15 protein-coding genes are annotated in these 13,695 nt (G+C 72.5%); 9 read left to right on the plus strand and 6 right to left on the minus strand.

The features are described from left to right. Positions 1–56: 56 nt before the first annotated feature. Positions 57–521 (plus strand): DUF5709 domain-containing protein, encoded by a 465-nt coding sequence (locus tag ACIRR9_RS15120; RefSeq protein WP_384557863.1) that lies wholly within the window; start codon positions 57–59, stop codon positions 519–521. 118 nt (positions 522–639) lie between these two features. On the opposite strand, the gene ACIRR9_RS15125 is transcribed toward ACIRR9_RS15120, so the two are convergent. Then, positions 640–1,545, minus strand: a complete 906-nt coding sequence (locus tag ACIRR9_RS15125; protein ID WP_403751331.1) for a LysR family transcriptional regulator — start codon at positions 1,543–1,545, stop codon at positions 640–642. A 93-nt stretch (positions 1,546–1,638) separates the two neighbouring features. Continuing rightward, a complete protein-coding gene (locus ACIRR9_RS15130; RefSeq protein ID WP_403751333.1) occupies positions 1,639–2,871 on the minus strand; it encodes an MFS transporter in 1,233 nt (410 codons plus the stop codon). A gap of 254 nt (positions 2,872–3,125) precedes the next feature. Between ACIRR9_RS15130 and ACIRR9_RS15135 the strand changes: the two genes are divergently transcribed. The 7 genes from ACIRR9_RS15135 (at position 3,126) to ACIRR9_RS15165 (ending at position 7,531) form a co-directional block, all read left to right on the plus strand. After that, the gene (locus ACIRR9_RS15135; RefSeq protein WP_403751335.1) at positions 3,126–4,097 is read left to right on the plus strand and encodes an alpha/beta hydrolase; all 972 of its coding nucleotides are present in this window, start codon (positions 3,126–3,128) and stop codon (positions 4,095–4,097) included. A 13-nt stretch (positions 4,098–4,110) separates the two neighbouring features. Next, complete coding sequence (locus ACIRR9_RS15140; protein WP_403751337.1) at positions 4,111–4,341, plus strand: hypothetical protein; 231 nt, start codon at positions 4,111–4,113, stop codon at positions 4,339–4,341. A 43-nt stretch (positions 4,342–4,384) separates the two neighbouring features. After that, complete coding sequence (locus ACIRR9_RS15145) at positions 4,385–5,116, plus strand: alpha/beta fold hydrolase (protein ID WP_403751339.1); 732 nt, start codon at positions 4,385–4,387, stop codon at positions 5,114–5,116. A gap of 115 nt (positions 5,117–5,231) precedes the next feature. Further along, positions 5,232–5,987 carry a hypothetical protein gene (locus ACIRR9_RS15150; RefSeq protein WP_403751341.1) on the plus strand — a complete coding sequence of 252 codons (756 nt, stop codon included), beginning with the start codon at positions 5,232–5,234 and terminating at the stop codon, positions 5,985–5,987. A gap of 183 nt (positions 5,988–6,170) precedes the next feature. Then, positions 6,171–6,818, plus strand: a complete 648-nt coding sequence (locus tag ACIRR9_RS15155; protein ID WP_403751343.1) for a hypothetical protein — start codon at positions 6,171–6,173, stop codon at positions 6,816–6,818. Between the two features lie 9 nt (positions 6,819–6,827). Then, positions 6,828–6,959: a hypothetical protein gene (locus ACIRR9_RS15160; protein ID WP_365349302.1), complete on the plus strand. Its 132-nt coding sequence runs from the start codon at positions 6,828–6,830 to the stop codon at positions 6,957–6,959. After that, complete coding sequence (locus tag ACIRR9_RS15165) at positions 6,956–7,531, plus strand: sigma-70 family RNA polymerase sigma factor (RefSeq protein ID WP_123973383.1); 576 nt, start codon at positions 6,956–6,958, stop codon at positions 7,529–7,531. Before ACIRR9_RS15160 ends, ACIRR9_RS15165 begins: the two co-directional genes overlap by 4 nt. Here ACIRR9_RS15165 and meaB read toward each other — a convergent pair. The 4 genes from meaB to ACIRR9_RS15185 form a co-directional block, all read right to left on the minus strand. After that, entirely contained in the window at positions 7,519–8,517 is a 999-nt protein-coding gene (gene meaB / locus ACIRR9_RS15170; protein WP_403751345.1) for a methylmalonyl Co-A mutase-associated GTPase MeaB, read from the minus strand. The two genes, ACIRR9_RS15165 and meaB, sit on opposite strands and share 13 nt — an antisense overlap. After that, positions 8,514–10,673, minus strand: a complete 2,160-nt coding sequence (gene scpA, locus ACIRR9_RS15175; RefSeq protein WP_403751347.1) for a methylmalonyl-CoA mutase — start codon at positions 10,671–10,673, stop codon at positions 8,514–8,516. Before scpA ends, meaB begins: the two co-directional genes overlap by 4 nt. Next, the gene (locus ACIRR9_RS15180; RefSeq protein ID WP_403751349.1) at positions 10,673–12,478 is read right to left on the minus strand and encodes a methylmalonyl-CoA mutase family protein; all 1,806 of its coding nucleotides are present in this window, start codon (positions 12,476–12,478) and stop codon (positions 10,673–10,675) included. The genes scpA and ACIRR9_RS15180 overlap by 1 nt, the downstream gene beginning before the upstream one ends. Positions 12,479–12,591: 113 nt before the next feature. Then, a complete protein-coding gene (locus ACIRR9_RS15185; RefSeq protein ID WP_403751351.1) occupies positions 12,592–13,089 on the minus strand; it encodes a MarR family winged helix-turn-helix transcriptional regulator in 498 nt (165 codons plus the stop codon). Between the two features lie 89 nt (positions 13,090–13,178). Between ACIRR9_RS15185 and ACIRR9_RS15190 the strand changes: the two genes are divergently transcribed. Next, on the plus strand, positions 13,179–13,694 hold the full coding sequence (locus ACIRR9_RS15190; protein WP_403751353.1) for a YceI family protein: 516 nt from the start codon (positions 13,179–13,181) through the stop codon (positions 13,692–13,694). Position 13,695: the final 1 nt, after the last annotated feature.

Consider the following 13,695-nt stretch of genomic DNA (forward strand, 5'->3'; position numbering starts at 1 on the left):
CGCTTTCCGGTTGACGGCCGGATCGAACTGACGGCCCGAGTGACGATGGAGCACGCATGACCGACGAGGCGATGGGTGACGAGGTCTACCAGCCGGACGGTTCGGAGGTGCAGGACGACGCGGGGCTGCTGGACGCCTCGGACACCCTGGACTACCGGGCCGGCGAGGAGGCCCTGGACGAGGGCTACTCGCCGCCGGAGCGGCCCTGGGCCGTGGAGCACACGGGCGTCACGGCCGCGGAGGGGCGGCGCGGGGAGACCCTCGACGAGCGCCTCGCCGAGGAGGTGCCGGACATCGGCGTCCCGGAGGGCGACGACCTCGGCGACTCCTGGGACACGGACGGCGAGCTCATCGACGACGAGGTCGGCGACGACCGTGCCGGACGGCTCCTCGCGCCGGACGAGGGAGCGCACGAGGTCACCGATTCCGACCTCTTCGCCTCCGACCGGGGCCTGGACGGCGCCGGGGCGTCGGCGGAGGAGGCCGCGATGCATGTGATCCCGGAGTCCGAGAACTTCTGACGGGAGGGCGGGCCCGCGGGCTGGGCTGGGCCGGGCCGGGCCGCGCCGGGCCCAGCGCTGGGCCCGGCGCGGGGACGGATGGACGCCGTCCCCGCGATCCGTCGGCCGGCCTCCCGCGTCAGCTGATGTGCCGCAGCAGCGCCGCGACCGTCGCCGGGGGCTCGCCCGGCGGTCGTACCACCATCACCCGCCAGCTCGGCGCGTGCCGGGTGAACCGGTAGGTCGTCAGGTCCGGGAAGCGGCCGGCGATGGTCGGCGGCATGATGCAGACGCCGAGGTCGCCCCGGACCAGTTCGGACGCGGCCACGATGTCGTTGACCTCGAAGGTCGTGACGCGTTCGACGCCGGCCGCGCGGAACGCGCGGTCGGCCGCGTCGCGGATGGCCCAGCCGGGGGTGAACTCCACCTGCGGCAGCTCGGCGACGTCCGCCAGCTCGACCGTGCCCTCGGTGCCGCTCGTGCCGAGGGCACGGCGGGGCGAGGCCACCAGGACCATCTCCTCGCGCGACAGCAGCCTGGTCACCAGCCCGCGTTGCTGCCCGCGGTCCAGCGCCACCACCGCCAGGTCCACCGTGCCCTCGCGCAGCGCCTGCCGGATGTCGGAGACCGCAGCCTGCCGCAACCGGACCACCACGCCCGGATGTTCCGCCCGCAGCGCGCCCAGTGCATGGTGCAGGTTCGCCCAGACGCCCTGCATCGTGCCGACCGTCACCCGGCCGCGCAGTTCTCCCTTGGCCGCGTCGACCGCCTCACGGGCCAGCTCGGCGGCGCGCAACGCCTGCCGTGCCGCCGGGACGAACGCCTCACCGGCCGGGGTGAGCGCGACCCGGTGCGTGGTCCGGGTGAACAGCGGGGTGCCCAGCTCGCGTTCCAGGGCGCGGACCGTGCCGGAGACGGCGGACTGGACCACGTGCAGCCGCCGCGCCGCCGCCGTGAACCCGCCCGCGTCCGCCACGGCGACCACGACCTCCATCTGCCGCAGGTCCATCATCCGCTCCCGGTGGCGCAGCGCCCGCCTCGGCACGGCGGCGATCTCCGCCGCATCCTAGGCAGGCGCCCGCTCCGGCCGGGCGCGGACCGCGGGCGAGTCGGCGTGGCCCCGGCCCGGGCGGCGGCCCTACGCCGCCCGCACCGCGCCCCGCCGCCGCTCGGTCAGCCAGTACAGCAGCGCCAGCACCGGCAGGGCGGTCCCGAAGAGGCTGACCGCGCTCCAGCCGTCGGCTCGGTAGGCCATCGAGCCGAGCTGCGAGCCGAGGGCGCCGCCGATGAAGAAGATCGCGATGAAGGCGCTGTTGAGACGGGCCCGGGCGAGGGGATCGAGCTGGTAGACGGTGTGCTGGCCGAGGATGAGCGTGGTCTGCACGGCCATGTCCAGGGCGACGGCCGCGAGCGCGATCAGTACGACACTGTGCTGCCCGAGGCCCGCTGTGGCGAAGGCCAGCGCGGCCACGGCGAACGCGGCACCGGTCATCGGCCGGGTCAGCCCGCGGTCGGCCCAGTGCCCGGCGAGCGGGGCGACGGCCGCACCGGCCGCCCCGACGAGGGCGAAGACGCCGACGCCGACGGCGGAGTAGTGGAAGCGCGGCCCGGTCAGGACGTACGAGACGGTGGTCCAGAAGGCGCTGAAGGCGCCGAACATCGCCGCCTGGTAGAGGCCGCGGCGCAGCAGCGCGGGGTGCGTGCGCACCAGGGCCGCGGTGGAGCGCAGCACGTGGTGGTACGGCACGGACGTGGTCGGCGCCTGCCGGGGCAGGGCCAGCCGCAGGGCCACGCCCAGCAGGGCCATCAGGAGGGCCGAGCCGAGGTAGACGACCCGCCAGCCCGCGACGCCGGAGACCAGGCTGCTCAGCGTGCGGGACAGCAAGATGCCGGTGAGCAGGCCGCTCATCACCCGGCCCACGATCCGGCCCCGGGCGTGGTCGGGCGCCAGGCTCGCGGCGAACGGGACGAGTATCTGCGCGACCACCGACGTGGCACCGCTGATCAGGGACGCGGCCAGCAGCATCGGGAACCCGGTCGCGAGGCCTGCCGCCACCAGGGCGAGCGTGGTGACCGTCAGCAGGGCGGTGATCAGGCTCCGCTTCTCCAGCCGGTCGCCGAGCGGGACCAGGAAGACCATGCCGATCACATAGCCGACCTGGGTCAGCGTGATCAGCGCGCCCGCGGTGGCGGTGCCGATGTGGAAGACGCCGCGCAGCTCGGACAGCAGCGGCTGTGCGTAGTACAGGTTGGCGACGGTCATACCGGAGGCGACGGCGAACAGCGCGATCAGCCAGCCCGGCACCCCGTGGGCGGGCTCGACGGCTGTCTTCCCGCGCGGGGAGTTGACTTCGGACGGCGTCTGGGACACGGGGACCTTCCTCACAGGAGGCGTAACTCTCACCGTGCACAGCGCGCCGCCGGCCGCGATGCTTCCCTCTCCGCGGCGATGGTCGGGGATATCAGTCATCTGATGAGGAGATCACCGGTGCCCGCGGTCGCGCGTGCGCTCCCGGGACGCCGGGAGTGCGCTCTGAGGCAACTGCCCGGTCCACCTGGCCCCTACCGTGAGCCGCGGCGCCGCCGGAAGGGCCGGCGTGCCTCATGTGATCCCAGGAGTGCTGCATGTCCGAAGCCTTCACGCCCGTCACACCGGTACTGGAGCCCGCCGCCCAGGCCTTCGTGGAGGCCACCGCCAACCCGCCCTACCTCTTCGACCTCGCCCCGGCGGAGGGCCGCAAGGCCGTCGACGAGGTGCAGTCCGGCGAGATCGCCAAGCCGGCGGTCGACGAGGAGTGGATCACGGTCTCCGGCGGCCCCACCGGCACTGTCCGGGCCCGCATCGTCAAGCCCGCCGGCGCCACCGGCACCCTCCCGGTGATCATCTACATCCACGGTGCCGGCTGGGTCTTCGGCAACGCCCACACCCACGACCGCCTGGTCCGCGAACTCGCCGTCGGCGCGAACGCCGCCGTCGTCTTCCCCGAGTACGACCTCTCTCCCGAGGTCCGCTACCCGGTCGCCATCGAGCAGAACTGGACCGTCGCGAAGTGGGTCGTGGAGCAGGGCGCGACCAAGGACCTGGACGGCACCCGGATCGCGGTGGCCGGTGACTCGGTCGGCGGCAACATGACGATCGCGCTGACCCTGATGGCCAAGGAGCGCGGCGGCGTCCCGCTGCTCCAGCAGGTGCTGTTCTACCCGGTCACCGACGCGAGCTTCGACACCGCCTCCTACCACCAGTTCGCCGAGGGCTACTTCCTGCGCCGCGACGGCATGTTCTGGTTCTGGGACCAGTACACGACCGACGAGGCCGAGCGCGCCCAGATCACCGCGTCCCCGCTGCGCGCCACCACCGAGCAGCTCAAGGACCTGCCCCCGGCCCTGGTCGTCGTCGCCGAGGCCGACGTGCTGCGCGACGAGGGCGAGGCCTACGCCAACAAGCTGCGCGAGGCCGGCGTGCCCGTCACCGCCGTCCGCTTCCAGGGCATCATCCACGACTTCGTGATGCTCAACGCCCTGCGCGGGACCCACGCCGCCGAGGCCGCCATCTCCCTGGCCGTACGCACCCTGCACACGGCCCTGCACACCGCCTGATCCGGGTACCGGTATGACCACGAGCGAGCCGCCCGCGCACGACGGCCACCCGCACCTCGGCCACCTCAGGGAACAGCTGACCGAGCACCACCGCCGGACCAGGGCGGAACGCGAGGAGGCCGAGCTGGCGGAGGCCATCGGGGCGGCGGCCTTCGACCTGGGGGCGGACATCGGGCACCCCGCTCCCGACCACGGGGAGGCCGCCTACGACGTGGACGCGGACATCGGCGTCGACCCGCGCTAGGCCGGCCCCCCGTCAGTCCTCGGACAGCCGACAAGGAACTCCCATGACCACCCCCACGCCCACACCCACCGTCGTCCTGGTGCACGGTGCCTTCGCCGACGCGTCCAGCTTCGCCCGGGTCGTCCCGGAACTGCTGGCCGACGGCCTGAAGGTGCTCGCCCCGGCCGTGCCCAACCGCAGCCTGACCGGCGACGCCGACTACATCGCCTCGGTCCTCCGGACGATTCCCGGTCCCGTCGTCCTGGTGGGGCACTCCTACGGCGGCGCCGTCATCACCGTCGCGGGCGTCGAGGAGAACGTGAAGGCACTTGTCTTCCTGGCCGGTTACGCCCTGGAAGAGGGCGAGAGCCTCGGCGAACTGCAGGGCCGTTTCCCCGACTCCGAGCTCGCCTCGGCGCTGGTGTACACCCCGTTCCCGGTCACGGGTTCGGACGAGCCCGGCACCGATGTGACCGTCGAGACCGACAGGTTCCCCGCGATCTTCGCCGCCGACGTGGACCCGGACCTGGCCGCGGTGCTCGCCGTCTCCCAACGCCCGCTGGCCGGCGCGGCCTTCGCCGAGGCGGCCCCGGTCGCCGCCTGGAAGACCAAGCCGTCCTGGGGCCTGGTGTCGTCCGCCGACCGCACCATCAACCCCGACGTCGAGCGCTACGGCTACGAGCGCGCCGGTATGACCACGGTCGAGGTCGACTCGTCCCACCTGGTCATGCTCGCGCACCCGAAGAAGGTCGCCGACCTGATCCGGGAGGCCGTCCGGAGCCTCGCTACGGAGTAAACGGCACACCCCGCAAGGGTGATGCCGAGAGGGCCGCGCACCGGTGTCGACCGGGCGCGGCCCGTCCGCGTGTAGGTACGTTGCCATGCGGACAGCGGCACGAGTACGAGCACGGATGCGATCCCCCTGGACCTGGGCGGCCCTCACCGTGGTGGCCGGAGTGTGCGGGACGCTGCCGTTCGTCGTCGGCGGCGGTGACGATCCCCGCCCCCTCTCGGCGGCCGAGGCGCGGCGGATGGCCCGCACCCGGTTCGAGGCCTACCGGGACAGCCCGGAACAGGTGATGGTGCAGGCGCCGCTGCCCGGCGGTACGGCCGTGATCCGCGCGGTGGTCGACGAGCACCGGCACCGGGCGGTGGGCTGGTTCGACACGGGGGACGCGGCGGAGCGGGGGCTGCTGGTGTGGGACGGCACCGGGCTGGCGATCGCCCGCCCCAGGATCGACGGCAGCGCGGGCCCCCTGGCCAGACCGGCGTCGCTGGCGGAGGCGGTACGGGACGCGGCGCGGGTGAAGCCGGGGGCCTGGATCCACCGCCAGTACGGGCCCGCTTCGCTGGACACCGCCCTCCGGCTGACGCTGAGCCTGGCCGCCGCCCGCCCGGACAGCACCCGGCTGCTCACCAGGTCGGGGCCACGCCATCTGGGTGAGGACCGCATCGACGGCCGGACGTACGACGTCTTCTCCGCGCAGCCGCCGACGCCCATGCCCGATGAATCGCCCCTGACGTACTGGATCGACAGAGCAGGCCACCTGCGCCGAGTCAGATCCGACCTGGACGACGACCGCACGATCGTGGTGGACGTGACGGGGGAGCGGGTGCGGCCGGGGGTTCCGGATGGTCCATGGGCGGGACTGAAGAGAAGCGGCTGAGGAGCGCCCCGTCAGGGGCGCGGCCCAATCGATTTGCGGCTCCGCCGCGTGGGCGCGACCAGCCCCCACCGGCCCGCAGTCGACTGTGAACCAGCCCTCCCCACCTGTGAGTTGAGCACGCCACCTGTGGATCTCCGTACCACTCCCTGGACAGGTCGCCGCCGGATGCAAGGATGATGCGCCATGACGGCAGGTTGGTGCGCGCGCACAATACGGTCCGCGGTGTTCGCGGCCGTCTGTGTGCTGCTCGCCGCCTTGGGCCACGTCATGATGTCCGGCAGCACGGTGCCCGGCTGGGCCCTGGCCGCAGGCATGGCGGTCACCGCCGCTCTCGGCTGGGCCCTGTCGGCACGCGAACGCGGGCTGCCGCTCGTCGTGTCCGCCGCGGTCGGCGCCCAGACGGCGCTGCACTCCGGCTTCTCCGCGGCCCAGGTGTGGACCACCAGGACCACACCCATGGGCGCCATGCACATGGACGCGGCCGGCGGCATGGCTTCCATGCATATGGGCCCCGCCCATATGGACCCGGTCGAATACCTCGGCTTCGGCACCGGCGGCACCGCCTCCACCGGCATGCTCGCCGCCCACCTCCTCGCCGCGCTGCTGTGCGGCCTCTGGCTCGGCCACGGCGAACGCGCGGCGTTCCGCATCCTGCGGGCCCTCGCCGGCCGTCTCGTCGCCCCGCTACGGCTGCTGCTCGCCCTGCCCGTCACCCCCGAGCGGCCGCGCCCCCGGCTGCGCCGCCGCCGTTCGGACCGGGCACCGCGGCTCCTTCTCCTCGTCCACGCGATCACTTCTCGGGGTCCGCCCGTGCGGACGGCTGTCGCCTGACGACAGCTGGTGTTCCGGGACCGCCCCTGTGCGGCCCGGACGAACACGGCGGCCGTACGCCCGCTCGACGAGCACCACGAGCACCACGAGCGCCACCGGGCCGTCTCCCCTTTCCTCTTCCTCACCGAGGACACCGAGTGATCACTTCTGTCCTGCCCGCACGCCCTGACGCGACCGAGAAACGCGACGAGTCGATCACGGCCTGGGCCCTTGCCGCCCGGTCCGGCGACACGGTTGCCGTGGACGCGTTCGTACGGGCCCTGCACCGCGACGTCCTGCGGTACGTCGCCCATCTCTGCGCCGACCCGCAGGCGGTCGACGATCTCGCACAGGACACGTTCCTGCGCGCGCTCGGCAGCCTGCACCGCTTCGAGGGCCGCAGTTCGGCCCGCTCCTGGCTGCTGTCGATCGCCCGCCGGGCCGTCGTGGACAGTCATCGGTACGCCGCCGCCCGGCCGCGCCCGGCGGACGTCCCCGACTGGCAACTCGCCGTCGAACGGGCCCAGCCGCACGGGCTGCCCGGCTTCGACGAGGGGGTTGTGCTGCTGGATCTCCTTGCGGCGCTGCCCGACGAGCGGCGCGAGGCGTTCGTCCTCACCCAACTCGTCGGGCTGCCCTACGCCGAGGCCGCCGAGGTCAGCGACTGTCCCGTCGGCACGGTCCGCTCCCGGGTGGCCCGGGCCCGCGAGGCGCTCCAGGATCAGTTGGCCTGAGGGCCGTCCGGGGACTCCTCGAAGGCCTTGAGGATGTGTTCGGCGGCCAGCGTCGCCGTCAACGAGCCGTCCCTGACCTGTCGTTCCAGGTCGGGGGCGGCCGCGCGCACCGCGGGGTGGGCGTACAGCCGTCCGAGCAGCTCGTCCCGCACCATGGCCCAGGTCCAACCCACCTGCTGCTCACGGCGCTTGTCCGAGAGCCGCCCGGTGGAGTCGAGCAACGTCCGGTGCTGTTCCAGGCGTTCCCAGACCAGCTCCAGGCCGGTCGACTCCCGCGCGCTGCAGCTCAGCACCGGCGGAGTCCAGGCCGCGTCCTTGCCGTGCATCAACCGCAGCGCACTCGCCAACTCCCGTGCCGCGGACCGCGCGTCGCGCTCGTGCGGGCCGTCCGCCTTGTTGACGGCGATCACGTCGGCGAGTTCCAGGACACCCTTCTTGATGCCCTGGAGCTGATCGCCGGTACGGGCCAGGCTGAGCAGCAGGAAGGAGTCGACCATGTCGGCGACCGCCGTCTCCGACTGACCGACACCGACGGTCTCGACCAGGATCACGTCGTACCCGGCGGCCTCCATGACCACCATCGACTCGCGCGTCGCCTTCGCTACGCCGCCGAGGGTGCCCGCGCTGGGGGAGGGCCGGACGAAGGCGTTCGGGTCGACGGCCAGCCGCTCCATCCGCGTCTTGTCGCCCAGGATCGAGCCGCCGGTCCGGGTGGACGAGGGGTCCACGGCCAGCACCGCCACCCGGTACCCCAGCCCGGTCAGCATCGTGCCGAACGCGTCGATGAACGTCGACTTGCCCACGCCCGGCACCCCGCTGACGCCGATCCGCCGCGCCTTGCCGCTGTGCGGGAGCAGCTCGGTGAGCAACTCCTGTGCCAGCGCCCGGTGTTGTGGACGGGTGGACTCGACGAGGGTGATGGCGCGGGCGATGACCGCGCGCTTCCCGTCGAGCACACCCTTCACATAGGCGTCGACATCGATCACAGGTCGTGCCCGAGTTCCGCCGACAGCCGCTGGACCAGGTCGTAGGCCGCGTCCGGGATCACCGTCCCGGGCGGGAACACGGCCGTTGCGCCCATCTCCAGGAGGGTCGGCACGTCCTGCGGCGGGATGACTCCGCCGACCACGATCATGATGTCCTCCCGGCCCTCCTCGGCGAGCTGCTCGCGCAGCGCCGGTACGAGGGTGAGGTGGCCGGCCGCCAGCGAGGACACGCCGACCACGTGGACGTCCGCCTCCACCGCCTGGCGGGCGACCTCCTCCGGGGTCTGGAACAGCGGGCCGACGTCGACGTCGAAGCCGAGGTCGGCGAAGGCGGTCGCGATCACTTTCTGGCCGCGGTCGTGGCCGTCCTGGCCCATCTTGGCGACCAGGATGCGCGGGCGGCGCCCCTCGGCCTCGTCGAACGCGTCGACCAGGGCGCGGGTGCGGTCCACGTTCGGGGACTCGCCTGCTTCGTTGCGGTACACACCGGAGATCGTACGGATCTGGCTCGCGTGCCGGCCGTACACCTTCTCCAGGGCGTCCGAGATCTCGCCGACGGTCGCCTTGGCGCGGGCCGCGTGCACGGCCAGCTCCAGCAGGTTGCCGTCGCCGTCCGCCGCCCGGGTCAGCGCGTCCAGCGCGTCCCGGCACACCGTCTCGTCCCGCTCCGCGCGCAGCCGCCGCAGCTTCTCGATCTGCTGGGCGCGTACGGAGGAGTTGTCGACCTTGAGGACCTCGATCGCCTCGTCGTTCTCGACGCGGTACTTGTTGACGCCGATCACCGGCTGGCGTCCGGAGTCGATCCGGGCCTGGGTGCGGGCCGCCGCCTCCTCGATGCGCAGCTTGGGAATGCCGGCGTCGATCGCCTTGGCCATGCCACCGGCCGCCTCGACCTCCTGGATGTGCGCCCAGGCCTTGCGGGCGAGGTCGTACGTCAGCCTCTCCACGTACGCGCTGCCGCCCCACGGGTCGATGACCCGGGTCGTCCCCGACTCCTGCTGGATGAGCAGCTGGGTGTTGCGGGCGATCCGCGCCGAGAAGTCGGTGGGCAGGGCCAGCGCCTCGTCCAGGGCGTTGGTGTGCAGCGACTGGGTGTGGCCCTGGGTGGCGGCCATCGCCTCCACGGCCGTACGCGTGACGTTGTTGAAGACGTCCTGCGCGGTCAGCGACCAGCCCGAGGTCTGCGAATGGGTGCGCAGGGAGAGGGACTTGGAGTTCTTCGGCTCGAACTGCGAGACCAGCTTGGCCCACAGCAGACGGGCCGCCCGCAACTTCGCGATCTCCATGAAGAAGTTCATGCCGATCGCCCAGAAGAAGGAGAGCCGGGGCGCGAACGCGTCCACGTCCAGGCCGGCTTCGCGTCCCGCCCGGATGTACTCGACGCCGTCCGCGAGCGTGTACGCCAGCTCCAGGTCGGCCGTCGCGCCCGCCTCCTGGATGTGGTACCCGGAGATGGAGATCGAGTTGTAGCGGGGCATCCGCTGCGAGGTGTACGCGAAGATGTCGGAGATGATCCGCATCGACGGCTTCGGCGGATAGATGTAGGTGTTGCGGACCATGAACTCCTTGAGGATGTCGTTCTGGATGGTCCCGGCCAGCTTCTCGGGCGCGACGCCCTGTTCCTCCGCCGCCACGATGTACAGCGCCAGCACGGGCAGCACCGCGCCGTTCATCGTCATCGACACGGTCATCCGGTCCAGCGGGATGCCGTCGAAGAGCTGGCGCATGTCGAGAATCGAGTCGATGGCCACGCCCGCCATGCCGACGTCACCGGTCACCCGCGGGTGGTCGCTGTCGTAACCCCGGTGCGTGGGCAGGTCGAAGGCGACCGACAGGCCCTTCTGGCCGGCCGCCAGGTTGCGCCGGTAGAACGCGTTGGACTCCTCGGCGGTGGAGAAGCCCGCGTACTGGCGGATGGTCCAGGGCTGGTTGACGTACATCGTCGGGTAGGGGCCGCGCAGATACGGCGCGATGCCCGGGTAGGTGCCCAGGAAGTCCAGGCCCTCCAGGTCGCGGCCGGTGTAGAGCGGCTTGACCCCGATGCCCTCCGGGGTCTCCCACAGGGGCAGGTCACCGCCGGCCGCCCGCCATTCCTCGGCGCTGCCCTCGGTGACGGGGGTCCCCAGTTCGATGCCGGAGAAGTCGGGGATTCCCATCAGGACACTCCCATGCGGTCGAGGGTCTCGGACAGCACGGCGACGGCGTCGCAGCCCGCGAAGACGTACGAGTCGATGCCGGCGTGGTCGCCCCGGCCGGCGAGCACCACGTGCCGGGCACCGGCCGCCTTCAGCGACTCGGCCGTCCGTGCGGCCTGTTCGGCGTACTGCGCGTCGCTGGAGCAGAGCACCGCCTCGGTGGCACCGCTCTCCTCGAAGCTTCCCCCGGTGACCGGCTCGATGCCGCCGGCCTGGAAGAGGTTCGAGGCGAAGGTCGCGCGGCCCGTGTACTCGGTGGCCGAGCCGAGCGTCGCCAGGTAGATCCGGGGGCGGGCGCCGGTGGCCGCGAGATGGGCGTCCGAGCGAGCGCGCAGCTCCTCGTACGCCTCGTCCCGGCGGACCCGGGGCAGGCCTCCCGACGGCGGCTCGGGCGCGGGCTCGCGCTCCACCGGCTTCTCGGTCAGCAGCGGGAACTCGCTGACGCCGGTGATGGGTTCGCGGCGCTTGGCGAGCTTCTTGGAGCGCTCGGCCCAGGTCGTCGCGAGGTCGGTGCGCAGCCGGCCGGAGCGCAGTACGGCGGCCTGGCCGCCGTCGCGCTCGATCGTCCGGAAGAACTCCCAGCCCGCGTGGGCGAGTTCGTCGGTCAGCTTTTCGACGTACCAGGAACCGCCGGCCGGGTCGATCACCCGGGCCAGGTGCGACTCCTCGACCAGGATCGTCGAGGTGTTGCGGGCGATCCGGCGGGCGAACGCGTCCGGCAGGCCGAGGGCATGGTCGAACGGCAGCACGGTCACGGAGTCGGCACCGCCCACCCCGGCGGCCAGCGTCGCGACCGTCGTCCGCAGCATGTTCACCCATGGGTCGCGGCGGCTCATCATCACCGGCGAGGTGACGGCGTGCTGCACCTGGGCGCCCGCGTCGGCCGCCCCGCTCACCTCGGCGACCCGCGCCCACAGCCGGCGCGCGGCGCGCAGCTTGGCGATCGTCAGGAACTGGTCGGCGGTCGCCGCGTACCGGAACTCCAGCTGGGCCAGGGCCTGTTCGATGCCCAGCCCGGCCTCCGTCAGCTCCCGCAGATATGCCACCCCGGTGGCCAGCGAGGCGCCGAGTTCCTGCGCGGCGGAGCCGCCGGCCTCGTGGTACGGCAGCGCGTCCACGGTCAGCGCCCGCAGCCCCGGGTACTCCTCGGCGCACCGCTTCGCCAGCTCGGCGACGGGAGCGAAGGGGAGGGCGGTACCGGTGCGCGCCTCGTACCCGAGCGGGTCGGCGCCCAGATTGCCGCGGACGGCCTTGGGGTCGACGCCCTTCTCGTCGTACACCCGGAACAACGCGCCGGCGGCCGCTTCGACCTCCCGGCCCGCGTCCAGGACGACCGGCGCCAGGTCGAGGTAGACGCCCTCCAGCGCCCGGCCCAGCCCGTCGACGGGGATACCGCCCTCGCCCAGTACGAGCCAGAGCGAGGAGACGCCGTTCTCCAGGTCGGTCAGGACCGCGCCGTCCGGAGCCGCCGCGTGCCGCTGCCTTATGTCCCAGCCGCCTTCGGCGCCGCCCTCGGGACGGCCACCGCGCACGAACGGCGCGAAGCCGGGCAGGCCGGGGTCGGGCGCGGTGTCGCGCGCGGTGTAGAGGGGACGGGTGCGCAGCCCGTCCTCCAGCGTCGTGGACAGGGCGTCCTCAGCGGCCTCGCCCGAGACTTCCTTGCCCGACTTGCGCAGCACACCCTCGACGAGGCGTTGCCACTGCTCGTGTGTCGCGTCAGGGAACTCGGCGGCCAGTGGGAGCCCGTCGTCAGGCAGGACCGTCATGCTCGGATGCTAGGCCAGACCGTCAGAAGTGCACGGGTGACGGGGCTGTGACCTTGCCCTCTCCGTGGCTGTGACCTGGGCCTCCCGGGGGTGAAGTGGCCGGATTCGTACCGTCAGGGCGTGTCGTCGGCGAGCTCCGGTATCAGCGCGGTCAGCGCCTCGCGCTGCTCCGGACCGATGACATGGCCGACCGCCTGCCCGACCGCCTCGGCGAGGGCGGCGGAGGCGTCCTGGAAGTGCCGGCGCGCCTTGTCGGTGAGGGTGACCTCGATGCCCCGCTTGTCGCCGCAGGCGGCCTTGCGGGTGACGAGACCGGCGTGCTGGAGGCAGGCGATCTGGTACGTGAGGCGGGTCTTGGGGCGGCCCAGGAGCTCGGCGATCCGGGTCATGCGCAGCCCCTCGCGAGGCCGCTCGGCCAGCAGGCACAGGATCAGGAACTCGTCGTGCGAGACGTCCAGCGTCTCCTTCACGACCGACCGCAGCCGCTGCTCCACCGCGCCCGTCGCGGCCAGCAGCAGCATCCAGGCGCGCAGCTCGGCGGGGAGCAGCCCGCCGCCCGTGACGGACGGGCATTCGGGCAGCTCGGCGGGGTGTTCCTCGGGCGCGGCCATGCCGTCGATTCTACCTGTTGTCCAAATTTGAATATTGGGCTAGCGTGAGGTCATCCAAATTTGAACCATCAATTGATCGGAGTGCGGCCATGACCGTCACCGTGGAAACCGGCCTCTGGCAGCTCGACCCGACCGCCTCCGCCGTCGCCGTCCGGCACAAGTCCTTCTGGGGCCTGGTCACCGTCAAGGGCACCTTCACGGGCGTCAGCGGCCGGGGCGAGGTGTCCGCCGACGGCACCGCCGCCGGCACCCTGGTGATCGACGCGACCTCGCTCGACACCAAGAACAAGAAGCGCGACGACCACCTGCGCTCGGCCGACTTCTTCGACGCCGACAACCACCCGGAGATCACCTTCGCGGTGCGCGGTGCCGAGCGGGGCGCGGGTGACGTGGTGCAGGTCGACGGTCAGCTGACCGTCCGGGGCATCAGCAGGCCCCAGAAGGTCACCGCGAAGCTGGTCTCGGCGGACGCCGAGGGGCTCACGCTGGAGGCCGAGTTCCAGGTGGTGCGCGAGGAGTTCGGCGTCACGTTCAACCAGATGGGCATGATGGGCGGCCCGACCACGGTGGTCGCGACCCTCCGCTTCACGCGCGCGGCGGTCTGAG

It is taken from the genome of Streptomyces sp. NPDC101234 (assembly GCF_044767525.1).
In the GTDB taxonomy this organism is placed as follows: Bacteria; Actinomycetota; Actinomycetes; order Streptomycetales; family Streptomycetaceae; genus Streptomyces; species Streptomyces sasae.

Coding starts and splice junctions, on each gene's coding strand:
- ACIRR9_RS15120 (WP_384557863.1), top strand. CDS start 57: ATGACCGACGAGGCGATGGGTGACGAGGTCTACCAGCCGGACGGTTCG.
- ACIRR9_RS15135 (WP_403751335.1), top strand. CDS start 3,126: ATGTCCGAAGCCTTCACGCCCGTCACACCGGTACTGGAGCCCGCCGCC.
- ACIRR9_RS15140 (WP_403751337.1), top strand. CDS start 4,111: ATGACCACGAGCGAGCCGCCCGCGCACGACGGCCACCCGCACCTCGGC.
- ACIRR9_RS15145 (WP_403751339.1), top strand. CDS start 4,385: ATGACCACCCCCACGCCCACACCCACCGTCGTCCTGGTGCACGGTGCC.
- ACIRR9_RS15150 (WP_403751341.1), top strand. CDS start 5,232: ATGCGATCCCCCTGGACCTGGGCGGCCCTCACCGTGGTGGCCGGAGTG.
- ACIRR9_RS15155 (WP_403751343.1), top strand. CDS start 6,171: ATGACGGCAGGTTGGTGCGCGCGCACAATACGGTCCGCGGTGTTCGCG.
- scpA (WP_403751347.1), bottom strand. CDS start 10,673: ATGGGAATCCCCGACTTCTCCGGCATCGAACTGGGGACCCCCGTCACC.
- ACIRR9_RS15180 (WP_403751349.1), bottom strand. CDS start 12,478: ATGACGGTCCTGCCTGACGACGGGCTCCCACTGGCCGCCGAGTTCCCT.
- ACIRR9_RS15185 (WP_403751351.1), bottom strand. CDS start 13,089: ATGGCCGCGCCCGAGGAACACCCCGCCGAGCTGCCCGAATGCCCGTCC.
- ACIRR9_RS15190 (WP_403751353.1), top strand. CDS start 13,179: ATGACCGTCACCGTGGAAACCGGCCTCTGGCAGCTCGACCCGACCGCC.